Annotated in this window: 26 protein-coding genes and 2 pseudogenes; 13 read left to right on the plus strand and 15 right to left on the minus strand. The window is 63.0% G+C overall.

Translation table 11 applies throughout. The features are described from left to right. Positions 1-49 precede the first annotated feature (49 nt). Entirely contained in the window at positions 50-613 is a 564-nt protein-coding gene (locus NKI05_RS17645) for a peroxidase-related enzyme (RefSeq protein WP_023712042.1), read from the plus strand. A 3-nt stretch (positions 614-616) separates the two neighbouring features. Continuing rightward, positions 617-1,057 (plus strand): hypothetical protein, encoded by a 441-nt coding sequence (locus NKI05_RS17650; RefSeq protein ID WP_023736823.1) that lies wholly within the window; start codon positions 617-619, stop codon positions 1,055-1,057. 25 nt (positions 1,058-1,082) lie between these two features. Here NKI05_RS17650 and NKI05_RS17655 read toward each other — a convergent pair whose 3' ends face one another. Beyond that, positions 1,083-1,697 carry a LysE family translocator gene (locus NKI05_RS17655; protein WP_023815289.1) on the minus strand — a complete coding sequence of 205 codons (615 nt, stop codon included), beginning with the start codon at positions 1,695-1,697 and terminating at the stop codon, positions 1,083-1,085. 141 nt (positions 1,698-1,838) lie between these two features. Here NKI05_RS17655 and NKI05_RS17660 point away from each other — a divergent pair, with 141 nt between their 5' ends. Continuing rightward, entirely contained in the window at positions 1,839-2,873 is a 1,035-nt protein-coding gene (locus NKI05_RS17660; RefSeq protein ID WP_023815290.1) for an L-idonate 5-dehydrogenase, read from the plus strand. A 425-nt stretch (positions 2,874-3,298) separates the two neighbouring features. Beyond that, a pseudogene (locus NKI05_RS17665) lies at positions 3,299-3,655 on the plus strand (DUF1062 domain-containing protein); the annotation flags it as partial. A gap of 204 nt (positions 3,656-3,859) precedes the next feature. Here NKI05_RS17665 and NKI05_RS17670 read toward each other — a convergent pair. The 3 genes from NKI05_RS17670 to typA all read right to left on the minus strand — a co-directional run bounded on the left by NKI05_RS17670 (position 3,860) and on the right by typA (position 6,938). Beyond that, complete coding sequence (locus NKI05_RS17670; RefSeq protein WP_023688850.1) at positions 3,860-4,066, minus strand: hypothetical protein; 207 nt, start codon at positions 4,064-4,066, stop codon at positions 3,860-3,862. Positions 4,067-4,118: 52 nt separating this feature from the next. Next, positions 4,119-4,865, minus strand: a complete 747-nt coding sequence (locus NKI05_RS17675) for a M48 family metalloprotease (RefSeq protein WP_155929590.1) — start codon at positions 4,863-4,865, stop codon at positions 4,119-4,121. A 243-nt stretch (positions 4,866-5,108) separates the two neighbouring features. After that, the gene (gene typA, locus NKI05_RS17680) at positions 5,109-6,938 is read right to left on the minus strand and encodes a translational GTPase TypA (protein ID WP_023681424.1); all 1,830 of its coding nucleotides are present in this window, start codon (positions 6,936-6,938) and stop codon (positions 5,109-5,111) included. 197 nt (positions 6,939-7,135) lie between these two features. On the opposite strand from typA, the gene NKI05_RS17685 reads away from it, so the two are divergent. Next, positions 7,136-7,414: a hypothetical protein gene (locus NKI05_RS17685; protein ID WP_023753187.1), complete on the plus strand. Its 279-nt coding sequence runs from the start codon at positions 7,136-7,138 to the stop codon at positions 7,412-7,414. 100 nt (positions 7,415-7,514) lie between these two features. On the opposite strand, the gene NKI05_RS17690 is transcribed toward NKI05_RS17685, so the two are convergent. After that, positions 7,515-8,798, minus strand: a complete 1,284-nt coding sequence (locus NKI05_RS17690; protein WP_023835196.1) for an MFS transporter — start codon at positions 8,796-8,798, stop codon at positions 7,515-7,517. Positions 8,799-8,870: 72 nt separating this feature from the next. On the opposite strand from NKI05_RS17690, the gene NKI05_RS17695 reads away from it, so the two are divergent. Both NKI05_RS17695 and NKI05_RS17700 read left to right on the plus strand, forming a co-directional pair. After that, positions 8,871-9,488, plus strand: a complete 618-nt coding sequence (locus NKI05_RS17695; RefSeq protein WP_023698744.1) for a TetR/AcrR family transcriptional regulator — start codon at positions 8,871-8,873, stop codon at positions 9,486-9,488. Positions 9,489-9,742: 254 nt separating this feature from the next. Further along, entirely contained in the window at positions 9,743-10,339 is a 597-nt protein-coding gene (locus tag NKI05_RS17700) for a hypothetical protein (protein WP_023815293.1), read from the plus strand. Positions 10,340-10,566: 227 nt separating this feature from the next. Here NKI05_RS17700 and ppa read toward each other — a convergent pair whose 3' ends face one another. From ppa to NKI05_RS17735, 7 genes and pseudogenes are all read right to left on the minus strand, one after another. After that, positions 10,567-11,100: an inorganic diphosphatase gene (gene ppa, locus NKI05_RS17705; RefSeq protein WP_023668623.1), complete on the minus strand. Its 534-nt coding sequence runs from the start codon at positions 11,098-11,100 to the stop codon at positions 10,567-10,569. Positions 11,101-11,223: 123 nt separating this feature from the next. Beyond that, positions 11,224-11,730 carry a GNAT family N-acetyltransferase gene (locus tag NKI05_RS17710; protein ID WP_023668622.1) on the minus strand — a complete coding sequence of 169 codons (507 nt, stop codon included), beginning with the start codon at positions 11,728-11,730 and terminating at the stop codon, positions 11,224-11,226. Positions 11,731-11,898: 168 nt separating this feature from the next. Beyond that, positions 11,899-12,537, minus strand: coding sequence for a TPM domain-containing protein (locus NKI05_RS17715; RefSeq protein ID WP_023668621.1), 639 nt, complete (start codon positions 12,535-12,537; stop codon positions 11,899-11,901). Positions 12,538-12,543: 6 nt separating this feature from the next. Then, positions 12,544-13,434 carry a TPM domain-containing protein gene (locus NKI05_RS17720; RefSeq protein WP_023815294.1) on the minus strand — a complete coding sequence of 297 codons (891 nt, stop codon included), beginning with the start codon at positions 13,432-13,434 and terminating at the stop codon, positions 12,544-12,546. Between the two features lie 35 nt (positions 13,435-13,469). Next, a pseudogene (locus NKI05_RS17725) lies at positions 13,470-13,925 on the minus strand (TPM domain-containing protein); the annotation flags it as partial. Between the two features lie 49 nt (positions 13,926-13,974). Continuing rightward, complete coding sequence (locus tag NKI05_RS17730; protein ID WP_196814899.1) at positions 13,975-14,745, minus strand: TPM domain-containing protein; 771 nt, start codon at positions 14,743-14,745, stop codon at positions 13,975-13,977. A gap of 239 nt (positions 14,746-14,984) precedes the next feature. Then, positions 14,985-15,617, minus strand: coding sequence for a LemA family protein (locus NKI05_RS17735; protein WP_023755947.1), 633 nt, complete (start codon positions 15,615-15,617; stop codon positions 14,985-14,987). 163 nt (positions 15,618-15,780) lie between these two features. Here NKI05_RS17735 and NKI05_RS17740 point away from each other — a divergent pair, with 163 nt between their 5' ends. The 6 genes from NKI05_RS17740 to NKI05_RS17765 all read left to right on the plus strand — a co-directional run bounded on the left by NKI05_RS17740 (position 15,781) and on the right by NKI05_RS17765 (position 21,229). Next, positions 15,781-16,032 carry a hypothetical protein gene (locus NKI05_RS17740; protein ID WP_023698736.1) on the plus strand — a complete coding sequence of 84 codons (252 nt, stop codon included), beginning with the start codon at positions 15,781-15,783 and terminating at the stop codon, positions 16,030-16,032. A gap of 133 nt (positions 16,033-16,165) precedes the next feature. Next, complete coding sequence (gene pdxY, locus NKI05_RS17745; protein ID WP_023668615.1) at positions 16,166-17,050, plus strand: pyridoxal kinase PdxY; 885 nt, start codon at positions 16,166-16,168, stop codon at positions 17,048-17,050. Continuing rightward, positions 17,047-17,811: a DUF429 domain-containing protein gene (locus NKI05_RS17750; RefSeq protein ID WP_023700183.1), complete on the plus strand. Its 765-nt coding sequence runs from the start codon at positions 17,047-17,049 to the stop codon at positions 17,809-17,811. Before pdxY ends, NKI05_RS17750 begins: the two co-directional genes overlap by 4 nt. Positions 17,812-17,960: 149 nt before the next feature. Continuing rightward, positions 17,961-18,605, plus strand: a complete 645-nt coding sequence (locus NKI05_RS17755) for a carbonic anhydrase (RefSeq protein WP_023668613.1) — start codon at positions 17,961-17,963, stop codon at positions 18,603-18,605. Positions 18,606-18,672: 67 nt separating this feature from the next. Continuing rightward, positions 18,673-19,086, plus strand: coding sequence for a hypothetical protein (locus NKI05_RS17760; RefSeq protein WP_023815296.1), 414 nt, complete (start codon positions 18,673-18,675; stop codon positions 19,084-19,086). An 88-nt stretch (positions 19,087-19,174) separates the two neighbouring features. Beyond that, positions 19,175-21,229 (plus strand): M3 family metallopeptidase, encoded by a 2,055-nt coding sequence (locus NKI05_RS17765; RefSeq protein ID WP_023815297.1) that lies wholly within the window; start codon positions 19,175-19,177, stop codon positions 21,227-21,229. Between the two features lie 161 nt (positions 21,230-21,390). Here NKI05_RS17765 and NKI05_RS17770 read toward each other — a convergent pair whose 3' ends face one another. The 3 genes from NKI05_RS17770 to NKI05_RS17780 all read right to left on the minus strand — a co-directional run bounded on the left by NKI05_RS17770 (position 21,391) and on the right by NKI05_RS17780 (position 24,628). Then, entirely contained in the window at positions 21,391-22,866 is a 1,476-nt protein-coding gene (locus NKI05_RS17770) for a M81 family metallopeptidase (RefSeq protein WP_023815298.1), read from the minus strand. Between the two features lie 71 nt (positions 22,867-22,937). Next, positions 22,938-23,762 carry a carbohydrate ABC transporter permease gene (locus tag NKI05_RS17775; RefSeq protein ID WP_023668609.1) on the minus strand — a complete coding sequence of 275 codons (825 nt, stop codon included), beginning with the start codon at positions 23,760-23,762 and terminating at the stop codon, positions 22,938-22,940. Beyond that, on the minus strand, positions 23,759-24,628 hold the full coding sequence (locus tag NKI05_RS17780; protein WP_023745368.1) for a carbohydrate ABC transporter permease: 870 nt from the start codon (positions 24,626-24,628) through the stop codon (positions 23,759-23,761). The genes NKI05_RS17775 and NKI05_RS17780 overlap by 4 nt, the downstream gene beginning before the upstream one ends. Between the last annotated feature and the right edge of the window lie 272 nt (positions 24,629-24,900).

A 24,900-nucleotide genomic window follows, 5' to 3' on the forward strand; every position in this document is an offset into this window, starting at 1 on the left:
AATTACAGGAATTCGACGGTCAGGCGGCGGTGAACCAGGAGGAGACCCCATGTCCGGCAAAATCAGCGCACTTGACCTCGGTATCGCGGAGCTGAGCGAGGCGACAAAAGCCTATTTCGCCAAATGCGAGGAAAAGCTCGGCCTGGTTCCCAACGTGCTTCTTGCCTATGCCTTCGACGAGAAGAAGCTGCGCGCCTTTACCGACACCTACAATGATCTGATGCTGAGTGAATCCGGCCTGTCGAAGCTGGAGCGGGAGATGATCGCGGTCGTCGTCTCCTCGATCAACCATTGCTATTATTGCCTGACCGCGCATGGCGCGGCGGTGCGCCAGCTCTCCGGCGATCCGGCTCTCGGCGAGATGATGGTGATGAACTTCCGCGCTGCCAATCTTTCACCGAAACAGACGGCGATGCTCGAATTCGCCGTCAAGCTGACGGAACAGCCGGCAAAGATCGTCGAGGCGGACAGGGAAGCACTGCGCAACTCCGGCTTCACCAACCGCGACATCTGGGACATCGCCTCGACCGCCGCCTTCTTCAACATGTCGAACCGCGTGGCGGCGGCCATCGACATGCAGCCGAACGACGAATACCACGCCATGGCGAGGTGACCAATGACGATAGATACGTCAGGCAAGTGGTGGGTTGGCAGCGAGCCCACTGACATCGGAGAATACTTGGAAGCCTATGGCGCCGACAACGCCGAGGTTCATGACTTCAGGCTCGCCCGCTGCAAGTGCGGTTCCATCTCGTTTCTCCTCGATGCCGACGATGACGAGGGTGTGGCGCGACGAACGTGCACGGTCTGCGGATCCGAGCATCTTATCTGCGACAGTGCGGAATTTTGGGACGAAGCCCAGCCGGAACGATGGGCGTGCACCGAGTGCGGCTCCGAAGCTGCAAACATCGGCGTCGGGTTTTCCATCTACCCGGAACGTGACGGCGTTCGCTGGCTGTATGTTGGCGTACGATGCGCGGCCTGTGGCGTTTTGGGATGCTTCGCCGGCTGGAAAGTTGGCACGTCTGATAGCATGGATCTATTGGACAAAGTCTAGCTTTGAGGTTCCCATAGAAAGGCGGTCAGGATCGCGCCGCGATGGCCCCGGCAGCGCCGGCCATCGTCGTGGCGCTGATGCGGTTGGCGATCTTCATCGCACGCTTGCTCTTCAACAGTTTGCGCGCCTGTGAGGCCGCGACGACCCAGGCGAGATCGATGGCGATCAGAACCACCGCCATCGTCGCCGTCAGTTCGACCCAGCCGATGACACTCACCGAAGCGAGGTCGATGATCGTCGGCAGCAGCGCCAGATAGAACATCATGATCTTGGGATTGCCGAGCGTCACCGCCGTACCCGCAAAGAACAGCTTTGTCGCCGAATCCTCGCGCGGCATCTCGCCTTCTTTTGCGTCGACAGGTGCGGTCCACATCTTGAAGGCGAGGTAGGTGAGGTAAGCGACGCCGATCCATTTCACGACGACGAAGGCGAAATGGAAGGTCTGCGCCACGACCGCCAGCCCGAACACCGCCAGCGACAGCCAGATGGCCTCGCCGATCCACATGGCGAGCAGGAACGGAAACACGTCACGAAAGCCCTTCGAGATGACGCGGGCAACCAGTGCCGCGATCGATGGGCCGGGCGAGCCGGCGGCAACGAAGAGAGCGGCGGCGAAGATCAGCAGCGAGGTGAGGTGCATGGCGGAGCCTTCGAGCGTTGGATGGCAAATGATATCCGATCGGTGGCGATTTGGCACCCCTCGGCCTGATGGGCCAACGAACGCAACACATTTCGGAGATCGGACTTGCCCGTGCCAGCGGTTTGAGAAAGGATCGCGGCCGTGAAATCAATCGTCATCCACGCCGCAAAAGACCTGCGCATCGAAGAGACCGATCCGGGCGCGCCTGGCGCCGGACAGGTCGAAATATCGGTCGAGGCCGGCGGCATCTGCGGCTCGGACCTGCACTACTACAATCATGGCGGCTTCGGCGTGGTGCGCCTGCGCGAGCCGATGATCCTCGGACATGAGGTCGCCGGCACGGTGAAGGCGCTTGGCGCCGGCGTCTCCAGCCTCGCCGTCGGCGACCGCGTCGCGATTTCGCCCAGCCGGCCCTGCAATGCGTGCCGCTACTGCCTGCAGGGCGTGCAGAACCAATGCCTCGACATGCGATTCTACGGCAGCGCCATGCCGATGCCACATATACAGGGCGCCTTCCGCCAGTGCCTCGTCGCCGAGGCCTGGCAGTGCCACAAGATAGCCGACCATGTCTCCATCAACGAAGCCGCCTTTGCCGAGCCGTTCGCGGTAACGCTGCATGCCGTCAACCGCGCCGGCTCGCTGCTCGGCAAGCGGGTCTTGGTCACAGGCAGCGGGCCGATCGGTGCGCTCAGCATCCTTGCCGCACGTGTCCACGGCGCGCGTGAGATCGTCGTCACCGATGTCATGGACGCGGTTCTGGCCAAGGCCAACGAGATCGGCGCCGACCGCACCATCAATGTCGCCACAGATGCCGACAAGCTCGCTGGCTACAATGTCGAGAAGGGCAGTTTCGACGTCATGTTCGAATGCTCCGGCAATGAGCGCGCGGTGCGAGCCGGGCTCGATGTGCTGAAGCCGCGCGGGGTGCTCGTGCAGCTCGGCCTAGGCGGCGACATGTCGCTGCCTCAGAATCTCATCGTCGCCAAGGAGATCGAAATGCGCGGCTCCTTCCGTTTCCACGACGAGTTCGCGCTGGCCGTCGATCTGATCAACAACCGTCGCGTCGACGTCAAGCCGCTGCTGACCGGCATCTATCCAATGGACGAGGCGGTTGCGGCTTTCGAGATCGCCGGCGACCGCAACAAATCGATGAAGGTACAGATCGCCTTCGCCTGAGCAGGGCGAGACACCGCCATGAACCTTGCCCGCTCGGCATCTTGCCGCTAGAAGAACCGTCCCGACATTCATTTCGAGCTTCATTTTGCCTCAGTAACCGCCGGTCTCGCCAACTCCCCTGATCACACTTGGCAGGGCGCCGCATTAAGCGGTGCCTGCTCCATTTCACGTGTTCCTCAGGCGGCGGTTCGAGACCGGTTTGGCACTGCTGAACCGTTGTCGCGCGCTTTGCCGCCCGTGACAGCTGATTTCCGACATAGCTAGCTCTCGCCACGCCGTGCCCGCATGGGCATCTCGCCATTGCCGACCTGAAGAACTTCCACACTGGAAGGTCCTCCGGCTTGTCCCAACATCTCGCTATCCACTGGGCAATCACGCCCGAAATCGCGCCTCGACCCCTGGTCCACTGCAACCGCTGCAGCGCGGTGAAAGCCTATCGCTGCAGCGACAAATTCCGCGTCAACGCCAATGGCAAACGCATTGATGTCTGGCTGATCTATCGCTGCATCGACTGCGACAATTCGTGGAATTTCGGCATTTTCGAACGCTGCAACCGCCGCGACATCGAACCCGCGCTGCTGGCAGCGCTCGAAAGCAACGATCCGGCCCTCGCCCGCCGCCATGCCTTCGATGTCGTGGCTTTGCGAAACCGGGTCGGCCGCGTCGAGGAGTTTCCCGATGTCGCCGTTCACAAACACCGGCTCGGCGGCGAAGGCCGACCCGCAGCCGCGCTTGAAATCAGGCTTGGGCTGGAAATGCCGACATCGCTGCGGCTCGGCCGTCTGCTCGCCGGCGAACTCGGCATCTCGCGGTCGCGGCTTCAGGCACTGGAGGAGAAGCTGGTGTTGACCGTCTTTTCCGGAGGGAGCCAAGGCTTTGCGCAAGCCGGCTCGCGAGGGGACGACCATCCGCATCGACCTAGCCGGCGAAGCGGATCGCGAAGTCATCATCTCGGCGGCCGGAGGATGAGCCGCTGCGGCCAGGGGTTAATCGCTCTCTTCAGAGGTCGAAGCGATCAAACCCTTGGCCGCTTCGAGATCGCTGTCGGCGACCTGCACATGGGTCAGGCTTTGCCCGCTCGTATCGAGATGCGCCGAAAATGCATAAATCCCGTAGGCTTGAAGCATCGATATGCAGACCGCGGCCTCGGGCCGATTGTCGAATACCGCAGCCGTGACCAGTTTGTCGCTCATTGCGCGCCCTTAAGCTGCACCGACCACCTTGGCCGACCTTTCGAAACGCATCCTATACGGCTTCCAAATCCTTGGCATTTTTCCGTCGTTCAGACGCGCCAAGGAACCGCAGAGGAAAAGTAAGCATCCATAGATTGGGATGTGCCCTGCGCATCATTTTCCATGCGTAGCGGTCTGCCTGCTTTTCCTGATCGGGGTCTTGTCCCATTTCGACATGCTGCAGCGCATGGTGGCCTATTTCGTGATAGAGCGTTTTCTCGATCATGAATCTGCGAAATGCGTTGCCAATCCAATGTTTGGATGGGCGTCGCCAGACAATCTCGATGACCGATACTGTCTGGAGGTAAGTGCCGGCGAACTCGGGTTCGGGGATTTCCGGGATTATATAGATTCGCGAAATGCCAATCAGATCGGCTGCAGGTACATTTGCAAGCCAGTGGCCAATGTGCCGCGCCGCCTCCAAACCACTGTCGAGCTTGCCATGCTCCAGAACAGTGATGTCGCCAACTGAAGACCGCAGCCAGTCGTCCATCGCAAAGCGAACGATGCTGCGGAGCGCAGCGCGCATAAGGGGAGTTATCGGTCCTGCAAGCGAATCCGAAATATATCGTCGAGATGCATCTTCGTTAATATCGTGCAGGGCAGTAGCGAGGCCCGCCACAACCGTTGAAACTTCGCGATGGGAAACCTTACCCAGATCGATCTTTGCCAGCTCATACTCGATCGCCGGCAGTGCCGCGTTGCCAAATCCAACAAGCTTTTTGTGGGCTGCGAGCCTTCGCCGCGTGTCGTCTTGCATAAGACTCCGCACGAAATCCCGAACGGCATTTCGCACACCCGTTTCCTCGCCTCCACCCACAGCTAGCATACCGTGCGGAGGAGTGAGAGGAACGAGAATATCATGACACTATGAGCTTCCGCTGTGGTCCTTTGAAGAGACACCGCTGGGCTGGCTGGGCGCCAGGCTGCTCCCAGTGGGAAGCCTGTCCCATTCGGCGAGACGATGGGTTGGGTCGTCCCCATCTCGCCAAAACAAAAACCGTTACGCCGCGCCGACCACTTTGGCCGACTTCTCGAAGCGCTTGCGCTCGTTCGGGTCGAGATAGAGCTTGCGCAGGCGGATGGTCTTCGGCGTCACCTCGACCAGCTCGTCGTCCTGGATCCAGGCCAGCGCGCGCTCCAGCGTCATGCGGATCGGCGGCGTCAGCTTCACCGCCTCGTCCTTGCCGGCGGCGCGGATGTTGGTCAGCTTCTTGCCCTTCAGCACGTTCACTTCGAGGTCGTTGTCACGGCTATGGATGCCGATGATCATGCCCTGATAGACCTTGACGCCCGGGTCGATGACCATCGGGCCGCGGTCTTCGAGGTTCCACATGGCATAGGCCACTGCCTCGCCCTGTTCGTTGGAGATCAGCACGCCGTTGGTGCGGCCCGGCAGTTCGCCCTTGTAGGGCTGGTAGGCGTGGAACAGCCGGTTCATCACGGCGGTGCCGCGCGTGTCGGTCAACAGTTCCGACTGGTAGCCGATCAGTCCGCGCGTCGGCGCGTGGAAGACGATGCGCTGACGGTTGCCGCCCGAAGGCCGCAGCTCGACCATCTCGGCCTTGCGCTCCGACATCTTCTGCACGACGATGCCGGCGTGCTCCTCGTCGACGTCGATGACGACTTCCTCGACCGGCTCCAGCAATTCACCGTTCTCGCCCTTCTGCATGACGACGCGCGGACGCGACACGGCGATTTCAAAGCCTTCGCGGCGCATCGTCTCGATCAGCACGGCCAGCTGCAATTCGCCGCGGCCGGAAACGAAGAACGAATCCTTGTCGGGCGATTCCTCGATCTTGAGCGCGACATTGCCTTCGGCTTCGCGCAGCAGGCGGTCGCGGATGACGCGGCTGGTCACCTTGTCGCCTTCGGTGCCGGCGAGCGGCGAATCATTGACCAGGAAAGACATGGTCACGGTTGGCGGATCGATCGGTTGCGCATGCAACGCCTCGGTCACCGCCAGGTCGCAGAACGTGTCGGCGACAGTGCCCTTCGACAGGCCGGCAATTGCCACGATGTCACCCGCCTGCGCCTCTTCGATCGGCTGGCGCTCGAGGCCACGGAACGCGAGGATCTTGGAGATGCGCCCGGTTTCGATCTGCGTGCCGTCATGGTGGAGCACCTTGACCGCCTGGTTGGACTTCAGCGTGCCGCTCTCGATACGGCCGGTAATGATGCGGCCGAGGAACGGATTGGCTTCCAGGATGGTGCCGATCATGCGGAACGGGCCGGGATGAACGGTCGGCTCCGGCACATGCTTGATGACGAGGTCGAACAGCGGCGCCAGGCCCTGGTCCTTCGGGCCTTCCGGATTTTCCGAGACCCAGCCATCGCGGCCAGAACCGTAGAGGATCGGGAAGTCGAGCTGCTCGTCGGTGGCGTCAAGCGCTGCAAAAAGGTCGAACACCTCGTTGACCACTTCGACGTGGCGGGCGTCCGGACGGTCGATCTTGTTGATGACGACGATCGGCTTCAGGCCGACCTTGAGCGCCTTGCCGACGACGAATTTGGTCTGCGGCATGGGGCCTTCGGCGGCGTCGACCAGCACGATCGCCGAATCCACCATCGACAGGATGCGCTCGACCTCACCGCCGAAATCGGCGTGGCCGGGTGTGTCGACGATGTTGATGCGGGTGTCCTTCCAGTCGACCGAGGTCGCCTTGGCCAGGATGGTGATGCCGCGTTCCTTTTCGAGGTCGTTGGAATCCATGGCGCGCTCGGCGACGCGCTGATTGTCGCGGAAGGAACCGGATTGCCGCAGCAATTGGTCGACGAGGGTGGTTTTTCCATGGTCGACGTGCGCGATGATCGCGATATTACGAATTTTCATTTTGTGGTCTCGGGAGCGTTGCAGGCAGCAGGCCAAAAGGCGCCGCCTCTTTCGGTTGCGCGGCTCATACAGGGTTTTTCGCAATTGCGAAAGAGGAGGCGCACCACCAAATACTCATCAAATCTTAAGCATCTCGGTGTGAGATGGTTTTGTTAACCAAGGCGGGAACCTTTCTGGGCCCGGGTAGTTCGAAATTCATGACCGACAAACTCAACCGATTTTGGCCCCTCATCGCTTCGGTCGCATTCGCTGCCGTGCTGGCGGCCAATGCCGCTCAATCGGCCGCCACGGTGAAGGAAGCCAATCCGGCTTCGTCGTCCGACCGGACGGCCGAGCAGATGTTTGCCGACGCCCCTGATGGCGTCGACCCCGTGGTCACCGGCCCGGTCAGCGCCTCTTTCAAGCAGAGGCAGCAGGTTGCAGGCTGCGACAGCGCGGTGTGGCCGAAGATTCCGACGGTTTGCTACCCGGACTGACGGCTGCCCATTCCAGGCATAGCGATCCTTCGCACCGACCCAAAGGCTTACGCCGACCGCACCGGATCGAGCGTCACCAGCGGGAGATTAGTACCGCGCCCTACGCCGCTTGCGGCTCCGGATCGAAAGCCGGCCTGCTCGTATTGATCAGCAGCGACAGACACGCAGCCACGATCGCCGTCATGCCGGCGATCAGGAAGGCCAGTTCGTAATTGCCCTGCAATTCGCGCATGGTGCCGCCGAAGGCAGCGGCGGTGGCGGCGCCGACCTGGTGGCCGGCGACGATCCAGCCGAACACGATCGGGCCGCTGCGGTCACCGAACGCCTCGTTGGCGAGCCTGAGCGTCGGCGGCACGGTGGCGATCCAGTCGAGACCGTAGAGCACGGCGAAGATGATCAGGCTGGTCGCCGAGAAGCCGGAATAGGGCAGATAGATCAGCGCCAGGCCGCGAATGCCGTAGTAGACGCCGAGCAGCTTGCGCGGGTCGAAACGGTCGGTGAGCCAGCCCGAGAGCGTCGTCCCGATCAGGTCGAAAATGCCCATAAGCGACAGCAGGCCCGCGGCCTGTACCTCGGGGATGCCCATGTCGCCGCAGAAGGAGATCAGATGCGTGCCGACCAGCCCGTTGGTGGTGAAGCCGCAGATGAAGAAGGTGGCGAACAGATACCAGAAGACGCGGGTGCCGGCGGCGCGGCGCAGCGTGTTGAGCGTATGCGCCAGGAAATTGCCTTGCGATGCCGGCGATACCGGCGGCACGTCATCCGCCCCGGCGCCATAGCGCACCATGCCGATCGAAGCGGGACGCTCCGGAACCAACAGCCAGACCAGCGGCAGAAGACAGGCGGTGGCGATCGAGACGGCGGTAGCGACGGGCTGCCAGCCGCCCGACTGGGCGAGCGATGCCAGCAGCGGCAGGAACACCAACAGGCCGGTGGCGCTGGAGGCCGACATCAGCCCCATCACCAAGCCGCGATTGGTCTTGAACCAGCGGTTGACGATGGTGGCGCCGAGCACGGTGGCGACCGCGCCGGAGCCGATGCCGGAAAACACGCCCCAGGTGAGGAACAGGTGCCAGGGCTCGGTCATCAGTAGGCTGAGCGCGGTCGAGCCCGACATGATCACAAGCGAGGCAAGCAGCGTGCGGCGCAAGCCGATACGCTCCATCAATGCGGCGGCAAACGGCCCGGTCAGGCCGTAAAGGAAGATGCCGATCGCGGCGGCAATCGAAACCGTATCGCGCCCCCAGCCGAAGCTTTTATCCAACGGCAGCATCATCACCGAGGGTGCGGAACGAAGCCCGGCCGCGATCAACAAGCAGAGGAAGATGACGCCAACCACGACGAAAGCGTAGCGCTGGCCAAAGGGACGGGATTGAGCTATCATGTTACTGACCGGTACGTTGCAGGGTGAGGCATGTATACGTACCGATCGGTAACACGTCAATCGAGTCATACCATGCCAACGGACAAAAATATTGAACTGACCATCAAGGACGGTCATGCAGCCGCACCGCCCAAGGCTGCCAAGAAAATCCTCGACGTGGCCTACGACCTGTTCTACCGCCGCGGCATCCGGGCGATCGGCGTCGACGAGATCGTCAAGCGCGCCGGCGTCACCAAGCCCAGCCTCTACCGCAGCTTTCCCTCCAAGGACGAGCTCGCCGCTTCCTATCTCAGGCAATATGACCGTGAGTATTGGGAGCGTTTCGACGAAGCCGTGGCTGCCCATCCCGGCGACCCGCGGGCACAGCTCAGGGCTTTTCTGACTCGCGTCGGCAAGCGCACGCAAAGGCCGGACTATCGCGGCTGCGGCATGACCAACGCGGCGGTGGAATATCCCGAACATGGCCATCCGGCGCGTGTCGTCAGCGAGGCCAACAAGCAGGAGCTGCGCCACCGCCTGCGCGCCATGGCCGCAGCGATGGGCGCTAAAGACCCTGACACGCTCGGCGACGGCCTGCTGCTGTTGATCGAAGGCGCCTATATCAGCGGCCAGCTCTTCGGCCTCGGCGGCCCGGCGGCAGCGGTCGCCCGCAACGCCGACCTGCTGATCGAGGCGAGCTTGAAGAAATAACATTTCGAACGTTGGCGCCGCCCCTCACCTGCCGGCATCCTTTCCCGGAAATGGGGCGAGGAACGCTCTCATCACGATTTCGCCAATTGCCAGCGTTGCAAGGTTGTCGCCAGCGGCGCAGCCGGCCACTTTCTCCCGTTCAGGGGAGAATTGCCCGGCAGGGCGATGTGGGCGGCGCCAACGTTGAGATTGGCACGCTAGGCCGGCCGCAGATTTGGCGATAGGCTGGGGCGAACTTCACGGGAGACGTCCGCATGCGAACCCTGCTGCTTGTTCCATTCGCCCTCGCCGCCCTATCCCAAACCGCCCATGCCGACGGCATATCAAGCGTCTACACCGACCTCGACTCGCAAAAGGACTGCGTCACCTATGCGCAGGCGCAGGAAGGTGACGGCGACTGGGCCGAACTCGCCTGCTCCGGCTATCGCGGCTATCCCGTGCTGATCGCCTACGACGATGCGCGTGAATCGCTATTCTACGGGTTTCCGCCCGGCGGCGAGATGGCCTCGGTCTGGGAGAGCTTTTCCGGCTTCAACTCGTCCGGCGCCAAGGTCGAATGGCGCATCGAGACCAAGGGCGACGTTGCCGTTCCCTTCGCGGTGATCCACCGCCGCTCGATCAGCAATCCCGAGGATGAGAACAAGCCGACCGAAGTGCTGCTGGTCGCCAAGGTCGCCCAGATGGAAGCCCGCGACGGCTGCACCATCGGCCTCGTGCTGGCCACCGGCAACCCTCAGGCCAACGACCAGGCGCGCAAGCTGGCGGACGAAAAGGCGAAGAGTTTCGCCTGTGGCAAGGACAAGCACACCGTCATCGGCAACGTGCCGGCGTTTGGTCGGGTGGATAACTAGCCACGTGGGTGCAAGGCACCCCCCTCTGCCCTGCCGGGCATCTCCCCCTCAAGGGGGGAGATTGGCAGCTTCGCTGGCGGCGCTTTTCTTTCGGCGCTGAAAATTGACGAAAGCCGTTGCGACATCCGATCTCCCCCCTTGAGGGGGAGATGGCCGGCAGGCCAGAGGGGGGTGCCTCGCGCTGGCGTTTGCCGCTTACTTGAACGAGACGCAGGCCTCTCTCGGCGCTACTTCGCCGCCTTCGCCCGTGCGATCGCGTCGACGATCATCTTCTTGGCGTATTTCGAATCGTGCCAGCCTTCGATCTTGACCCATTTGCCGGGCTCGAGATCCTTGTAGTGCTCGAAGAAGTGCTGGACCTGGTCGCGGGTGATCTCGGGCAGCTGCGTGTATTCGGTGACGTTTTCGTAGCGCAGCGTCAGCTTCGGCGACGGCACGGCAATGACCTTCTCGTCCTGGCCGGCATTGTCTTCCATCACCAGCACGCCGATCGGTCGCACATTGATGACGCAGCCCGGCACCAGCGCGCGCGTGTTGCAGACCAGCACGTCGATCGGGTCGCCGTCGCCCGACAGCGTGTGCGGCACGAAACCGTAATTGCCGGGGTAGCGCATCGAGGTGTGCAGGAAACGGTCGACGAACAGCGTGCCGGCCTCCTTGTCCATCTCGTACTTGATCGGCTCGCCGCCGATCGGCACCTCGATGATGACGTTGATGTCCTCGGGCGGGTTCTTTCCGATGGCAATGGCTTCGATTCGCATGGCTTAAATCCCTCTCTCGATGTCCAAGATCGATAGCGGGCGGCGCAGCATGGTGCAATGCGGCGATTGGTGCGAAGCGCTAACGGAAGCGCACGGTTTATGATGATTTGTAACCGAAGCCGGTCATTCCCAGACGAAGGCGACCTTCTTGAGCGCCCTCTGCTCGAAAATCTCGACGCCTTCGGCGACGTCACGACCACCCGCGCCGGCATAGAAGGAAAGTGCGTTCTGGTTGTCTTCCAGCGCCCACACCACCATTCCCTTCAGCCCGTGGTCGGCAAGCCGCGCCCGCGCCGCCTTGAACAGCCGGCTGCCGAGCCCGATGCCTTGATATTCCGGACGCAGGTAAAGTTCGTAGATTTCGCCCTGTTGCTTCAGCTCGCGGGCGCGGTTCTTGCCGATCGTGGCATAGCCGGCGATGGTGCCGCCGATCTCGACCACCAGAACGGTGGCGGCGCGGCGGATGGCGTTGGCCCACCAGTCGGCGCCGCGGCGGTTGATCATCGAGGTCAGCGAGCGATGCGGGATGATGCCGGAATAGGCGCCCTCCCAAGCCTGCTGGTGCACGTCCGCAATGGCGCCAGCGTCGCGCGGTTCGGCTTTCCTGATGTCGATGCTCAGCGTATTCATGATTTGTTAACCATAAACCCGCATCGGCCATTTGCAAGAGTCGAGGTCAGCCCGCCGACCGCTTTCTCACAGCCGATCGCGACGCTGCTGACAATGGGCAAAGCCTGCTTGGAAAACGCACCCAGCCGGCGCGGTCAGGCGTCCGTCCGGGTAGCGCGTGCTGGCTTTTCAGATCTCGACGAGATGATCGTCCAGTTCATTGGCGTCGCCCGACGTCACCGGGAAATGCTCGGCCAGCACCGCGCCGACCTGCCCGATCGCCTTGACGAAGCCGTCGGCGAGCCGGTCGTCACCGGCATGCTGCAGGAGATCGCGCACCACGCCGTCCCAGACATGCTGGCCGACTTTGCTGTCGATGCCCGAATCGGCGACCACTTCGGCATAACGCTCGGCGATCGACACGAAGACCAACACGCCGGTGCGCGCCGTGGTGCGGTGGACATTGCGGGCGAGGAACTGCCTGAGCGCATTGTGATGTGCCGCCTGATAACGCTGCCGGCGCGGCACCAGATGGATGCGCAAGCCCGGCAGCGCCCACAAAAGCACCAACACCGAGGCCAGTGCCAGCAGTTGGACAATGACGAAATGCGGCAGCCGGATCGACAGCCACCAGGCTTCCAGCCCATAAGCGACGGCGAGGCTGGCAATCAGCATGCCTGATGTCGCCATGAAGGCGGCGGGAAAGAAATAGCCGTCGCTGGCATGCGCAACGACGCAGTAGATCTCGCCGTCGGTTTTGGCCTCGGCCGCGCGGATCGCGGTGGCGATGCGCTCATGGTCCTGTGGGCTGATCGGTCGTGTTGCCATCTTCTCTCACCAGCTCCCTGAAGACCCGCCACCGCCAGACGAACCGCCGCCGCCTGAAAACCCGCCGCCGCTGCTTGAGCCCGAAGACCAGCTGCTGCCCGAACTTCCCGATGACCATCCGCTGCCCGACGACGAACTTGTTGTCCAGCTGCTGGAGCCCGAGGACGATCCGCTCGGCCCCTGGCCGTAGCGAAAGGTCATGCCCAGCCATTTATACACCCCCGGCGACAGCTTGGTGCCGAAGATCGGCGGCAGGAAGGCCATCGCCAGGCCGCCGAAGAACATCGCCGCCCACAGGATCAGGAAGACCGCGACGACGGGATCGATGGGCGTGCTGCGGTCGGCCGGGTTGCGCTTGCCGCGCGCCTCCAGCTCTTCCGGGTTGCCTTCCAGCACCATGACCATGTCGTCGACGGCCTTGGAAATGCCGCCGGAGAAATCACCGGCGCGGAACGCCGGCACCATGTCGTTTTCGATGATCAGTTTGGTGTGCAGGTCGGTCAGCGTGCCTTCCAGCCCGTAGCCGACCTCGATGCGCATCTTGCGGTCGTTCGGCGCCACCAGAAGCAGCACGCCATTGTTCTCGCCGGCCTGGCCGAGCTTCCAGAAGCGGAACAGCCGGTTGGCGTAGGGTTCGATCTCCTCGCCGCCGAGACTGGGGATGGTGGCAACGACGATCTGGTCGGAGCCTTTGGTCTCGAAATCCGCGAGCTTCTGCGTCAGTGCCGCCTTGGTCGCGGCGTCGATAATACCGGCATTGTCGACCACCCGCCCGGTGAGTGCCGGCAGGTCTGCCGCCAAGGCTACAAACAGCATGGTGAGCATCGTCAACAGGGCGATGCCGATCGTCGCGGCTGCGCGGCCAGGTCTTGGCGGATTGAAGACGCGTACTGTCATGCCGTCACCAGCTCCCCTCAACCACCATGACTGTCCTCAATCACCATGATCATGTCGTCGACCGCTTTGGAAATACCGCCGGAGAAATCCCCGGCGCGGAAGGCCGGCACCATGCCTTCAATGATCCGTGTGGCGTGCTGGTTGGTGAGCGTGGCTTCCAGCCCGTAGCCGACCTCGATGCGCATCTTGCGGTCGTTCACGGCCACCAGCAGAAGCACGCCATTGTTCTTGGCCTTCTGGCCGAGCTTCCAGGCGTTGAACAGCCGGGTGGCGTAAGGCTCGATCTCCTCGCCGTCGAGGCTGGGAACCGTCGCGACGACGATCTGGTCGGAGCCTTTGGTCTCGAAATCGGCCAGTCTTTGGGTGAGCGCCGCCTCGGTCGCGGCATCGATGATGTCGGCATTGTCTACCACGCGTCCCGCGAGGGCGGGCAGCTCCGCTGCCAGCGCCGCGACGCTGACGAGCAAGACCAGCAAGGCAGCGCCGGTCATCGTGGCGAAGCGGCCATGCCAGGGATTGGCGATGCGTGTGGTCATCTCTTCACCAGCTTCCCGAGGAGCCGCCGCCGCCGGACGAACCGCCGCCGCCGGAAAAGCCGCCACCACCGCTTGAACCCGACGACCAGCCGCCCCCGCCCGAAGACCAGCCGCCGCTGGACGACCGCCGGCCCGGCTCGAATGTCATGCCGAGCCAGCGATAGCGGCCGGGACCGAGTTTTTGGCCGAAGATCGGCGGCAGGATGGAGGCGGCCATGCTGCCGAAGAACATGATTGCCCAGATGCTGATGAAGACGCCGAAGAACAGATTGTCGGTATTGATGGGCGGCTTCTGGTTGCGCTCGCCGCGCGCCTCCAATTCCTCCGGATTGCCTTCCAGCACCATCACCATGTCGTCGACGGCCTTGGAAATGCCCCCGGAGAAATCGCCGGCGCGGAACGCCGGCACCATGTCGTTTTCGATGATCAGCTTGGTGTGCAAATCGGTCAGCGTGCCTTCCAGCCCATAGCCGACCTCGATGCGCATCTTGCGGTCGTTCGGCGCCACCAGCAGCAGCACGCCGTTGTTTTCCTTGGCCTGGCCGAGCTTCCAGAAGCGGAACAGCCGGTTGGCGTAAGGCTCAATCTCCTCGCCGTCGAGGCTGGGGATGGTTGCGACGACGATCTGGTCGGAGCCTCTGGTCTCGAAGTCGGCGAGTTTCTGGGTGAGCGCGGCTTTGGTGCCTGCATCGATGATCCCGGCATTGTCGACGACGCGGCCGGTCAGCGCGGGGAGGTCGGCGGCGAAGGCGGTGAGGGGCAGGAAGACGGCCAGAAAGGCGAGAAGAACACCAAGGTTGGCGTTCCTTCGCGTCCCCCTCTGTCCTGCCGGACATCTCCCCCGCGAGGGGGGAGATTGGCAATCTCGCTGCCGACGCTCAGCCGGCAACGCTGATAATTGGCGCAAGGACAGAAGACAGCTGATCTCCCCCCTTGAGGGGGAGATGTCCGGCAGGACAGAGGGGGGTGTGAAGGAACGCAAGGCTGGCAAAGGCCAAGCTCACCCAGACGTCATCACCCGCCCTGCTTCGTGCCGAAATCGACCTTCGGCGGCTGCATCTTGTCTTCTTCGACGGTGAAGTTGGCGAAGGGCTCGTTGCTGCGGAACCAGAAGGTTGCCCATAGCACCGACGGAAAGGTCCTCAGCGTCAGATTGTAATCCTTGACCGCCAGGATGTAGTCGCGCCGCGCCACGGCGATACGGTTCTCGGTGCCTTCGAGTTGCGCCTGCAGCGCCAGGAAATTCTGGTTGGCCTTGAGGTCGGGATAGGCCTCCGACACCGCGATCAGCCGCGACAGCGCGCTGGTCAGCCCTGATTGCGCATCCTGGAACTTCTTGAGCGCTTCGGGGTCCTTCAGCGTTTCCGGCGTCACCGTGATCTGCGTTGCCTTGGCGCGCGCCTCGACCACCGCATCGAGCGTGTCCTTTTCATGCGAGGCATAGCCCTTCACCGTCTCGACCAAATTGGGAATGAGGTCGGACCGACGCTGATACTGGTTCAGCACCTCGCTCCATGCCGCCTTGGCGTTTTCCTCCGCCGTCGGGATGGTGTTGAAGCCGCAGCCGGCGAGCAGAGGCAGCACGACGGCCAACATCAGCACGGCCGGCAGACTGCGGAAAGGGAAGGCAAGGCGCTGGGCAAACATGGTGAGGTCCCTCGACAGAAGTTGCATGCGAAGCATTAGCACAATCCGCGCTCAAGAAAATGTCTGCCGCTGGCGCGCATTCCTGGCGCGCATTCATGCGCCGGCGAGGCCCTGTGATTGATCGCGCGAACACGGTATGGTTGCCGGCAAACAGGACAGGACCATGGCGGAAGGCCGCGACGATGACAGCGAATCGCGCCGCATTATCGAGCGCGTGGCGAACGAGGGCGGCCTTGGCGGCGCATCGCTGGTGTCACGGGCAGCGAAAGGCGCGCGCGATCATGTTACCGCAGCGGAGGCCGACCGATCCGATCCGATCGAGGTCTGGGGCACCCGCATCGGTCGCGCACTTGGGCTCATCGTCGCCCTCGGCCTTTTGATCTGGCTCGTGTACTACGTCTCCCGGGGCAGCTAGAGCATGATCCTGAAAAGTGGGAACCGGTTTTCTCGGACAAGCGGGAACCGTTTTGTCCGGAGATCATGCTCGAACCAAAGAGATAGACCAGGATGACGATTCAGCGAAAAATTATCCGCATCTAGGATTTTCCATGAACAGCGAAAAAGCCGACGCGCCGCGCGCGGTCATCGTCATTTCCAGCCATGTCGCCCGCGGCTCGGTGGGCAACCGCGCCGCCGTGTTTGCGCTGGAGACGCTGGGCTTTCCGGTGTGGGCGGTGCCGACGGTGATCCTGCCCTGGCATCCGGGCCATGGCCGCGCCACGCGCATCGTGCCGCCGCTCGACCAGTTCAAGGCGCTGATGGCCGATCTCGAGCGCGCGCCCTGGCTGGGCGAGGTGGGCGCGGTGCTGTCGGGCTATCTCGGCGAGGCCGGCCAGGCCGAGGCCGTCGCCTCGCTGGTTGCGGCAGTCAAGGCCAAGACGCCGGACGCGATCTATATATGCGATCCGGTGATGGGCGATTCCGGCGGGCTCTATGTGCCCGAGCCGACGGCCGCCGCGATGCGCGACCGGCTGATGCCGATCGCCGACATCGCCACCCCCAACCGCTATGAGCTGGAGTGGATGGCCGGCGCGCCTTTGCCCGATCTGAAATCGGTGATCTCGGCCGCCCTCCATGCCGGACCGTCAACAATGCTGGTGACGTCGGCACAGTCGATGATGACCGGCGGCACCGGCAATCTGCTGCTTGACGGCACCCAGGCGCTGCTGGCCGAACACCGCCTCATCGACAAGCCGCCGAATGGCCTCGGCGACCTGACTGCGGCCGTCTATCTCGCCCGCATCCTGTCGGGACAGCCGCCGATCAAGGCGCTGCAATCGACCACCGCCGCCGTCTACGAAATCCTGGCGCGAACCGCCAAGCGTGGCGGCGACGAGCTGCAGCTTGAAACCGATGCCCAGAGCCTGTCGCACCCGATGGCGATGGTGCAGCTGCGCCACCTCACCCATCCGGGGCGGGACCGCCGGGCGTGATCTCGACCGTGGTCGTCGGGGTCGACGGCTGCAAGGCCGGCTGGATCGCCGTCCGCCGCGATCTGGATGTCGCGCCGTCAGTCCGCGTCTTTCCCAGCTTTGCGACCCTGCTCGACGCCTTGCCCGCCGATGCGACAGTGGCCGTCGAGATGCCGATCGGCCTGCCGGACGTCTCGCAAAGAGGCGGGCGCGGGCCGGAGACCTTGGTACGGCCAATGCTCGGAGCACGGCAATCCAGCGTCTTCTCTATCTCGTCCCGCGCGGCCCTCTACGCCGACATCAGCGACTTCACCACGGTCGAGGCCTGGTATGAGGCGCATCGGCGCGCCAGCGAGGTGGCCAAGGCGACCTCCGATCCGCCACGCGGCGTCTCGATCCAGGCCTTCGGCATCTTTGCCAAGGTACGCGAGATCGACGCGCTGCTGATCGCACGTCCGCAACTGCGCCGCCGCGTCTTCGAATCGCACCCCGAAGTGGCCTTCTGCCGGCTGAACGGCGAAAAACCGATGACGCTGCCGAAGAAGATCAAGGGCGCAGTCAATCCTGCCGGGATGGAAGAGCGCAAGGCACTGCTCTGCCGGCACGGCTATACCAGAGCTTTCCTTGACCAGCCGCCGCAACGCGGTGCTGCCGCCGACGATTTCCTCGACGCCGCAGCGATGATGCTGATTGCCGGACGCATTGCCGGCGGCGAGGCAAAGCCGTTTCCCGACCCGCCGCTTGCCGACCGTTTGGGCATTCCCCTGGCGATCTGGGCGTGAGGCAAGCGGCGAGCCATGCGTGCGGCATGGCGATTTGCGACGAAGCCATCCGCAATTCGGCATTGCCCGCGACGGGCATTTGCCGTTAGAGCCTTTCTAACTTGAAATGAGCTGCCGTCGCTAACCCCGAAAGGCTTCATCCCTAGCCCATGCCCCATCTCCCCGAACATCTTTGGACCGGCTACCGCAACTTCATGAATGGCCGCTATCTCACCGAGAGCGGACGCTATCGCGAGCTCGCCCGCGAAGGGCAGGCGCCCGAAACCATGATCGTTGCCTGCTGCGATTCCCGCTCTGCCCCCGAGGCGATCTTCGACGCCGGTCCGGGCGAACTGTTCGTCCTGCGCAATGTCGGCAATCTGGTGCCGCCCTATGCGCCGGACGGCGAGTTCCACTCGACCTCGGCCGCGCTCGAATTCGCCGTGCAGAGCCTGAAGGTGAAAAACATCGTAGTGATGGGCCATGGCCGCTGCGGCGGCATCCGCGCCGCGCTCGACACCAATTCGGCGCCGCTGTCGCCCGGCGACTTCATCGGCAAATGGATGAGCCTGATCGCGCCGGCGGCCGAAACCGTTTCGTCCAGCACGTTCATGACGACAACCGAACGGCAGACGGCGCTGGAGCGGATTTCCATCCGCTATTCGATCGCCAATCTCAGGACCTTCCCTTGCGTCTCCATCCTCGAAGGCAAGGGGCGGCTGTCGCTGCATGGCGCCTGGTTCGACATCTCGACAGGCGAGCTCTGGGTGATGAACAAGGACACTGGCGACTTCGAGCGGCCGGATTTGACGTAGACCCATGATCCCGAAAAGTGGGAACCGGTTTTCGGATAAGGGCATGGTCAAATAAGAGGAGGGAAGAATGCGGGTTTGGCGTGCGATCGCTTTCGCCGTAGCGGCGCTGCTGATTTCGCTCGTCCCTGCCCGCTCCGATGACGGCGCCATTATCGACCGCTGGTATTCGGCGCTGCTGGTCGCCGATCGCACCGAATTGTCGGACCTGCTCGCCGACGATGTCCGCATCAAGCTCGACGATCTCGGCGTCGTGCAGTCGAAGCAGGAGTTCATCGCGTCGATCAACGAATGGAAGGGCGCGGTCGCCGGCGCCGCAATCCGGCATCGCGTCGAAAAGAGCGAGGCCGGCGTCACCACTGTCATCGCCTGCTATGATTTCCCCAACAATGACATGCTGATGCAGGAAACGTTCGCCGTCACCGGCAACCGCATCACCGCCAGTTCGCAAGCGGCGATCGCGGAAAATTGCGACGGCTTCTGACGCGGGCTTGAACGGCCGCGCTGTTGCGCCGCGCCAGTCATCGCCCTACATCGGTCAGCAAGCTCCGCCAATCATCGAAAGATCCCCCATGCCGTCCACGAAAACCGTCGATCTCGCCGCCCATCCGCTGACCAAATGGCAAGGGCCGCTCGGCCTGCCGGATTTTGCCAGCATCGGCGACGACGATTTCTCCTCGGTGTTCGACGCGGCGCTGAAGGCACATGACGCCGAAATCGATGCGATCGCCGGCAACAAGGATGCGCCGACCATCGAGAATACGCTGGCAGCCCTCGAGCTCGCCGGTGAGCCGCTCGACCATGTCTCGTCGATCTTCTGGTGCCGGGCCGGCGCCCACACCAACGATGCGATCCAGGCGCTGGAGCGTGAGATCTCGCCGAAGATGTCGCGGCATTTCTCGGCGATCTCGATGAACGAGAAACTGTTTGCCCGCATCGACGACCTCTACCAGCGCCGGGAGACGCTAAAACTCGACGTCGAGACGCTGCGGGTGCTGGAGAAGACCTGGAAAGGCTTTGTGCGATCGGGCGCAAAACTCGACGCCGACGGCAAGGAGCGGCTGGCCAACATCAGCGAGGAGCTGTCCTCGCTCGGCACGACCTTCGGCCAGAACGTGCTGGCCGACGAGCGCGACTGGGCGCTTTTCCTCGACGAGGCTGATCTTGCGGGCCTGCCGGACTTCGTGAAGAGTTCGATGGCCGAAGCCGCTGAGACGCGCGGCCAGAAGGGCCGCTACGCCGTCACCTTGTCGCGCTCGATCTATGAGCCGTTCACGACCTTTTCTGAACGCCGCGATCTGCGCGAGACCGCTTTCCGCGCCTTCACCATGCGCGGCCAGAATGGCGGCGCCAGCGACAACACCGCAGTGGTGCGCGACATGCTGAAATTGCGCGCCGAAAAGGCCAGGCTGCTCGGCTATGCCTCGTTCGCCGCGCTGAAGCTCGACGACACCATGGCCAAGACGCCGAAGGCGGTGCACGACCTCCTCGACCCGGTCTGGGAGAAAGCGCTGGAGAAGGCCGCCGCCGACCAGAAGGAGCTGGAGCGGCTGGCGACCAAGGCAGGCAGCAACGAAAAATTCGCCGCCTGGGACTGGCGCTTCTACCAGGAGAAATTGCGCACCGAAAAATTCGACTTCGACGAGGCGGAACTGAAACCCTATCTGCAACTCGACCGGGTCATCGACGCCTGCTTCGACGTCGCCACAAAACTGTTCGGCATCACTTTCGAGGAGAAGAAGGGCATCGCCGCCTGGCATCCCGACGCGCGCGTCTTCGTGGTGAAGAACGCCGATGGCAGCGAGCGCGGCCTGTTCCTCGCCGACTATTTCGCCCGATCCTCGAAGCGTTCTGGCGCCTGGATGAGCGCGCTGAAGTCTGGCTACAAGCTTGGGGATGGCTCAAAGCCGGTGATCTACAACATCATGAACTTCGCCAAGCCGCCGGCGGGGGAAGCGGCGCTGCTGTCGGTCGATGAGGCCAAGACCCTGTTCCACGAATTCGGCCATGCTTTGCACGGCATGCTGACCGACGTCACCTGGCCGTCGGTGGCGGGCACCTCGGTTTCCCGCGATTTCGTCGAACTGCCTTCGCAGCTCTACGAGCACTGGCTGACGGTGCCCGCAGTGCTGGAAAAGCATGCGCTGCATGTTAAGACCGGCAAGCCGATGCCGAAGTCGCTGCTCGACAAGATGCTGGCCGCCCGCACGTTCGGCGCAGGTTTCGCCACGGTCGAGTTCACAGCGTCGGCGCTGATCGACATGGCGTATCACGCGCGGCCGGATGCGCCGGCGGAACCGCTGCGTTTCGAAGCCGAAACGCTGGAAAAGCTTGATATGCCCGACACCATCGCCATGCGTCATCGCACCCCGCATTTCGGCCATATCTTCTCCGGCGACGGTTATTCAGCCGGCTACTATTCCTACATGTGGTCGGAAGTGCTCGACGCCGACGCCTTCGCCGCCTTCGAGGAGACTGGCGATCCCTTCAACCCGGCGCTGGCGGAACGGCTGCGGAAGAATATCTATGCCGCCGGCGGGTCGAAGGATCCGGAGGAGCTGTACACGGCGTTCCGCGGCAACATGCCTTCGCCGGAAGCGATGATGGTGAAGCGGGGATTGCTATAGCGCCAGCTTATCTCCCCCCTCGAGGGGGGAGATGGCCGCAAAGCGGCCAGAGGGGGTCGGTCCGACTGGGCTCGACCTCCTGCGGCAGATGAAGGTCGGCGCTTCACGCGCGAGGACCCCCTCTGTCGCCTTTGGCGTCATCTCCCCCTCAAGTGGGGAGATCACCAGCGCCAAGGATCCGCCACCCGTGGCCACACCGGCCGCGTCAGCTTCCTGTAATCCGTCACCGCCGGATTGCTCGGATACGAGCTCGGCGCCGAGACATAGATGATCTCCGCCGCGATCGGTTCAAAGCCGGCGTAGAAATGGTTGGTCGACTTGATCAGCAATATGTCCTTCGACAACGGATCGACACCGATGTTGGAGAAGACATCCGGCTCGAAGGTCTGCGTGCGGTTGGTGTTGAGGATGATGTCGATTTCGGTGCCTTCGAACCGCACCAGCGCCGTCGGTCCGAGCGTCACCCGGCTCGGCCCGAAGCTCTGCCAGCCCTCGGGGACGGCTTTCAACACCTCGACGCGCGCATCGATCGGTTCGCCGGCCAGCGGCCCGGCCTTGCCGCCGAAGCGCAGGTCGATGACGGCGCCTTCGCCTGCCGCCTGGCAAAATGTGACGGCGATCGGGTCCCAGATCGTCGCCACGCCAAAATTGTCCACGCCCTGTTCCAGCATGGCGCGCAGCACGACCGTACCGTCGCCGGCGACGCCACCGCCGGGATTGTCCCAGATGTCGGCAATCACAACCGGCTTGCCGGGATTTTCCTTGCGCACGGCCAGTGCCCGCGCGATGCCGTCCTCGGTGTTCAGCATCGTCATCGCCGTCCTTTCGCGGATGGCGTAAAGCTCGTGCCCTAGCCTCTCCGCCAGCGCATCGCCCTTGGCCTTGTCATTGTCGGTCACGACCAGGATGCGCGTGCCCATTTCCGGCACGTCCGCGGCCATGAAGCCATGGATGACCGAGACCGACAGCACGCCGTCCTTGCCGTGCTGCGCCTTGATGCGGTCGACGAAGGAGCGCATCGGCTCGCGGCTGGTCGGCAGCACCTGGATCATGCGGCAGTCGAACGTCGAGATCACCGGCTTGATCTCGTCGCGCGCCGCCGCCAATCCAAGCTCGACGACATGTTCGCCGCGCTCATAGAAGTCGGTGTGCGGGAATTCGAGGAAATAGGCCATGACATTGCATGCCGCGACGCGCTTTGGGGTCAGATGACTGTGCGGGTCGAGCTCGACCGCGATCACCACGTCGGGCCCGACGATTGCGCGAACCCGTTCCAGCAGATCGCCTTCGCAATCGTCATAGCCTTGCGCCACCATGGCGCCGTGCAGGCCGAGGATGACGGCGTCGACCGGCAAGGCTGCCTTCAACTGGCCGAGAATCTCGTCACGCAACGCCTCATAGGTCTGCCGCTGCACCAGCCCGCCCGGCTCCGCCCAGGTGGCGGTGCCTTCGATGACGGTCAGCCCTTCGGCAGCCGCACGCCGGCGCAGCGCGACCATCGGCGAGGAGCACAAGGTCGGTGTATCAGGATGCTTGCCCGGCCCGGCATAGAACGCCATCTCGAACGACGCCCGGTCGGTCGGCACCGGCGAGAAGGTGTTGGTTTCGGTCGCCAGCGAGGCGGTGAAGATGCGCATGAAAACTCCGTACGGCTATTTGTTTTTCGCAATTCCGGACGGAAAACCGCTCCACACTTTTCCTGGAATTGCTATTTTACGGCCCCGAGCGCCAGCCCGCGGACGAGATAGCGCTGCAGCCAGATGAACAGGATTGCCACCGGCAGCGTCGCCAGCAGCGTCGCCGCCATTACATGGTGCCATTCGATCGTGTAGCGGCCGGCGACCAGCGAGAACACCTGGATCGGCAGCGTGTAACTTTCCTGGCTGCGCAGCATTGTGAGCGCAACGACGAACTCATTCCATGCGTTGATGAAGGTGAAGATGGCGGTCACCGCGATTGCCGGCAGGCAAAGCGGCAGAAACACTTTTCGCAAGGTCAGCCAGCGGCCGGCGCCTTCCATCCACGCTGCTTCCTCGAGATCGCGCGGGATGGTGTCGAAATAGCTTTGCAGCATCCACACGGTGAAGGCGACGTTGAAAGCCATGTAGATGACGCCGAGCGCGGTCGTGGATTCGATCAGACCCCAGGCCGCCATCAGCCGGAACAGGCCGAGCACCAGCACGATCGGCGAGATCATCTGCGAGATCAGCAGGAACTGGCGGAAGGCGCCATAGCCGGCAAAGCGAAACCGCGACATGGCATAGGCGGCCGGCACCGAGATCAGGATGGCGCCGACGGTGGCGATAACAGAGACATAGAGCGAATTGGCCAGCGCCTGGCCAAAGCCGGTCGCCACCCACATGTCGGCAAAATTCGACCAGTGGAATTCGCTTGGCCACCAGGTCGGCGACAGCACCTCCTGCCGCGGTTTGACCGCGGTCAAAAACATTACCGCGAAGGGGAAGATGGTCACCACGAGCAGCGGCGAAAGCAGCAGCCATGCGATGATCGTACGCTTCAGCTTGGGCGTCATGTGCGCTGCTCCCGCATGGCAAGCCGCACATAGATCATGGTGAAGATCAAAAGGATGGCGAACATCAGCAGCGACACCGCCGATGCTTCGCCCAGCTTGCCGATGCGGAAGGCCAGCTTGTAGAGATGGGTGACCAATATGTCGGTCGAGTTGGCCGGCCCGCCCTGCGTCATCACCCAGATGATCGGGAAGGAATTGAAGACGTAGATGGTGTTGAGGACGATGGCGATGTTGATGAACGGCTTCAGCAGCGGAAAGGTGATCTCGCGGAACTGCTGCAGCGGCGTCGCCCCTTCCAGGGCGGCCGCCTCGTAGAGGTCGTCGGGGATCGACGACAGGCCGCCGAGGAAGATCGTGGTGGTGAACGGCACCGTCACCAATATGCCGATCAGCACCTGCATCGGAAAGGCGGTCTCGGCGCGCGCCAGCCACTGGATGTTTTCATGTATCAGGCCAAGCCCGATCAGCGCCGAGTTCAGCATCCCGCTTTCGCCGTTGAGCGCCCAGCGCCAGACCACCGCCGTCATCGTCAGCGACACCGCCCAGGGCAGCATGATGATGACGCGGGCAATGCCGCGGCCGTAGAAATCGGTGTTGAGGATCATCGCCACGGGGACGGACAACAGCAGCGCGCCGCCGACCACCAGCACGGTCCACAGGCCGGTGCGCCAGAGTGCCGCCAGGAAATCGGGATCGGCGAGGAAGGCGGAATAATTGGCGAAATCGTTGAAGTCGCGCAGCTGCCCAAAACGGCTGACATCATGCGTCGATATCTGGATCAGGTCCCAGACCGGCCAGAAGATGACGACCGCGGCCAGAAACAGGCTGGGCAAGGTCAATAAATAGGGCAGGTAACGATTTTGCATCGGCCGGATTCGTACCGTGTTGGACATAAGTGGCGCTGGCGCGCCAGCTCGGATCAATCTCGCATATCGGTCTAAGGCAGCGCTTCAGGGTTTGAATCTCCTGCGGACGTTTGCGCTGCCCCTCACCTGCCTGCCCATCCTCCGCAGCGGTTGCGGAAGGGAGCCCTTCCTCTCCCCCGTTGATCGGGGGAGAGGTGTCGAGCGAAGCTCGACGGAGTGGGGGTCGACGGAGTGGATGTCGGCCCCCAGTAACTCTGTAGCTTATACAAATC

The organism is Mesorhizobium sp. M0771 (assembly GCF_040320155.1).
GTDB lineage: Bacteria > Pseudomonadota > Alphaproteobacteria > Rhizobiales > Rhizobiaceae > Mesorhizobium.

Coding starts and splice junctions, on each gene's coding strand:
- NKI05_RS17645 (WP_023712042.1), top strand. CDS start 50: ATGTCCGGCAAAATCAGCGCACTTGACCTCGGTATCGCGGAGCTGAGC.
- NKI05_RS17650 (WP_023736823.1), top strand. CDS start 617: ATGACGATAGATACGTCAGGCAAGTGGTGGGTTGGCAGCGAGCCCACT.
- NKI05_RS17655 (WP_023815289.1), bottom strand. CDS start 1,697: ATGCACCTCACCTCGCTGCTGATCTTCGCCGCCGCTCTCTTCGTTGCC.
- NKI05_RS17670 (WP_023688850.1), bottom strand. CDS start 4,066: ATGAGCGACAAACTGGTCACGGCTGCGGTATTCGACAATCGGCCCGAG.
- NKI05_RS17675 (WP_155929590.1), bottom strand. CDS start 4,865: ATGCAAGACGACACGCGGCGAAGGCTCGCAGCCCACAAAAAGCTTGTT.
- typA (WP_023681424.1), bottom strand. CDS start 6,938: ATGAAAATTCGTAATATCGCGATCATCGCGCACGTCGACCATGGAAAA.
- NKI05_RS17685 (WP_023753187.1), top strand. CDS start 7,136: ATGACCGACAAACTCAACCGATTTTGGCCCCTCATCGCTTCGGTCGCA.
- NKI05_RS17690 (WP_023835196.1), bottom strand. CDS start 8,798: ATGATAGCTCAATCCCGTCCCTTTGGCCAGCGCTACGCTTTCGTCGTG.
- NKI05_RS17695 (WP_023698744.1), top strand. CDS start 8,871: ATGCCAACGGACAAAAATATTGAACTGACCATCAAGGACGGTCATGCA.
- NKI05_RS17700 (WP_023815293.1), top strand. CDS start 9,743: ATGCGAACCCTGCTGCTTGTTCCATTCGCCCTCGCCGCCCTATCCCAA.
- ppa (WP_023668623.1), bottom strand. CDS start 11,100: ATGCGAATCGAAGCCATTGCCATCGGAAAGAACCCGCCCGAGGACATC.
- NKI05_RS17710 (WP_023668622.1), bottom strand. CDS start 11,730: ATGAATACGCTGAGCATCGACATCAGGAAAGCCGAACCGCGCGACGCT.
- NKI05_RS17715 (WP_023668621.1), bottom strand. CDS start 12,537: ATGGCAACACGACCGATCAGCCCACAGGACCATGAGCGCATCGCCACC.
- NKI05_RS17720 (WP_023815294.1), bottom strand. CDS start 13,434: ATGACAGTACGCGTCTTCAATCCGCCAAGACCTGGCCGCGCAGCCGCG.
- NKI05_RS17735 (WP_023755947.1), bottom strand. CDS start 15,617: ATGTTTGCCCAGCGCCTTGCCTTCCCTTTCCGCAGTCTGCCGGCCGTG.
- NKI05_RS17740 (WP_023698736.1), top strand. CDS start 15,781: ATGGCGGAAGGCCGCGACGATGACAGCGAATCGCGCCGCATTATCGAG.
- pdxY (WP_023668615.1), top strand. CDS start 16,166: ATGAACAGCGAAAAAGCCGACGCGCCGCGCGCGGTCATCGTCATTTCC.
- NKI05_RS17755 (WP_023668613.1), top strand. CDS start 17,961: ATGCCCCATCTCCCCGAACATCTTTGGACCGGCTACCGCAACTTCATG.
- NKI05_RS17760 (WP_023815296.1), top strand. CDS start 18,673: ATGCGGGTTTGGCGTGCGATCGCTTTCGCCGTAGCGGCGCTGCTGATT.
- NKI05_RS17765 (WP_023815297.1), top strand. CDS start 19,175: ATGCCGTCCACGAAAACCGTCGATCTCGCCGCCCATCCGCTGACCAAA.
- NKI05_RS17770 (WP_023815298.1), bottom strand. CDS start 22,866: ATGCGCATCTTCACCGCCTCGCTGGCGACCGAAACCAACACCTTCTCG.
- NKI05_RS17775 (WP_023668609.1), bottom strand. CDS start 23,762: ATGACGCCCAAGCTGAAGCGTACGATCATCGCATGGCTGCTGCTTTCG.
- NKI05_RS17780 (WP_023745368.1), bottom strand. CDS start 24,628: ATGCAAAATCGTTACCTGCCCTATTTATTGACCTTGCCCAGCCTGTTT.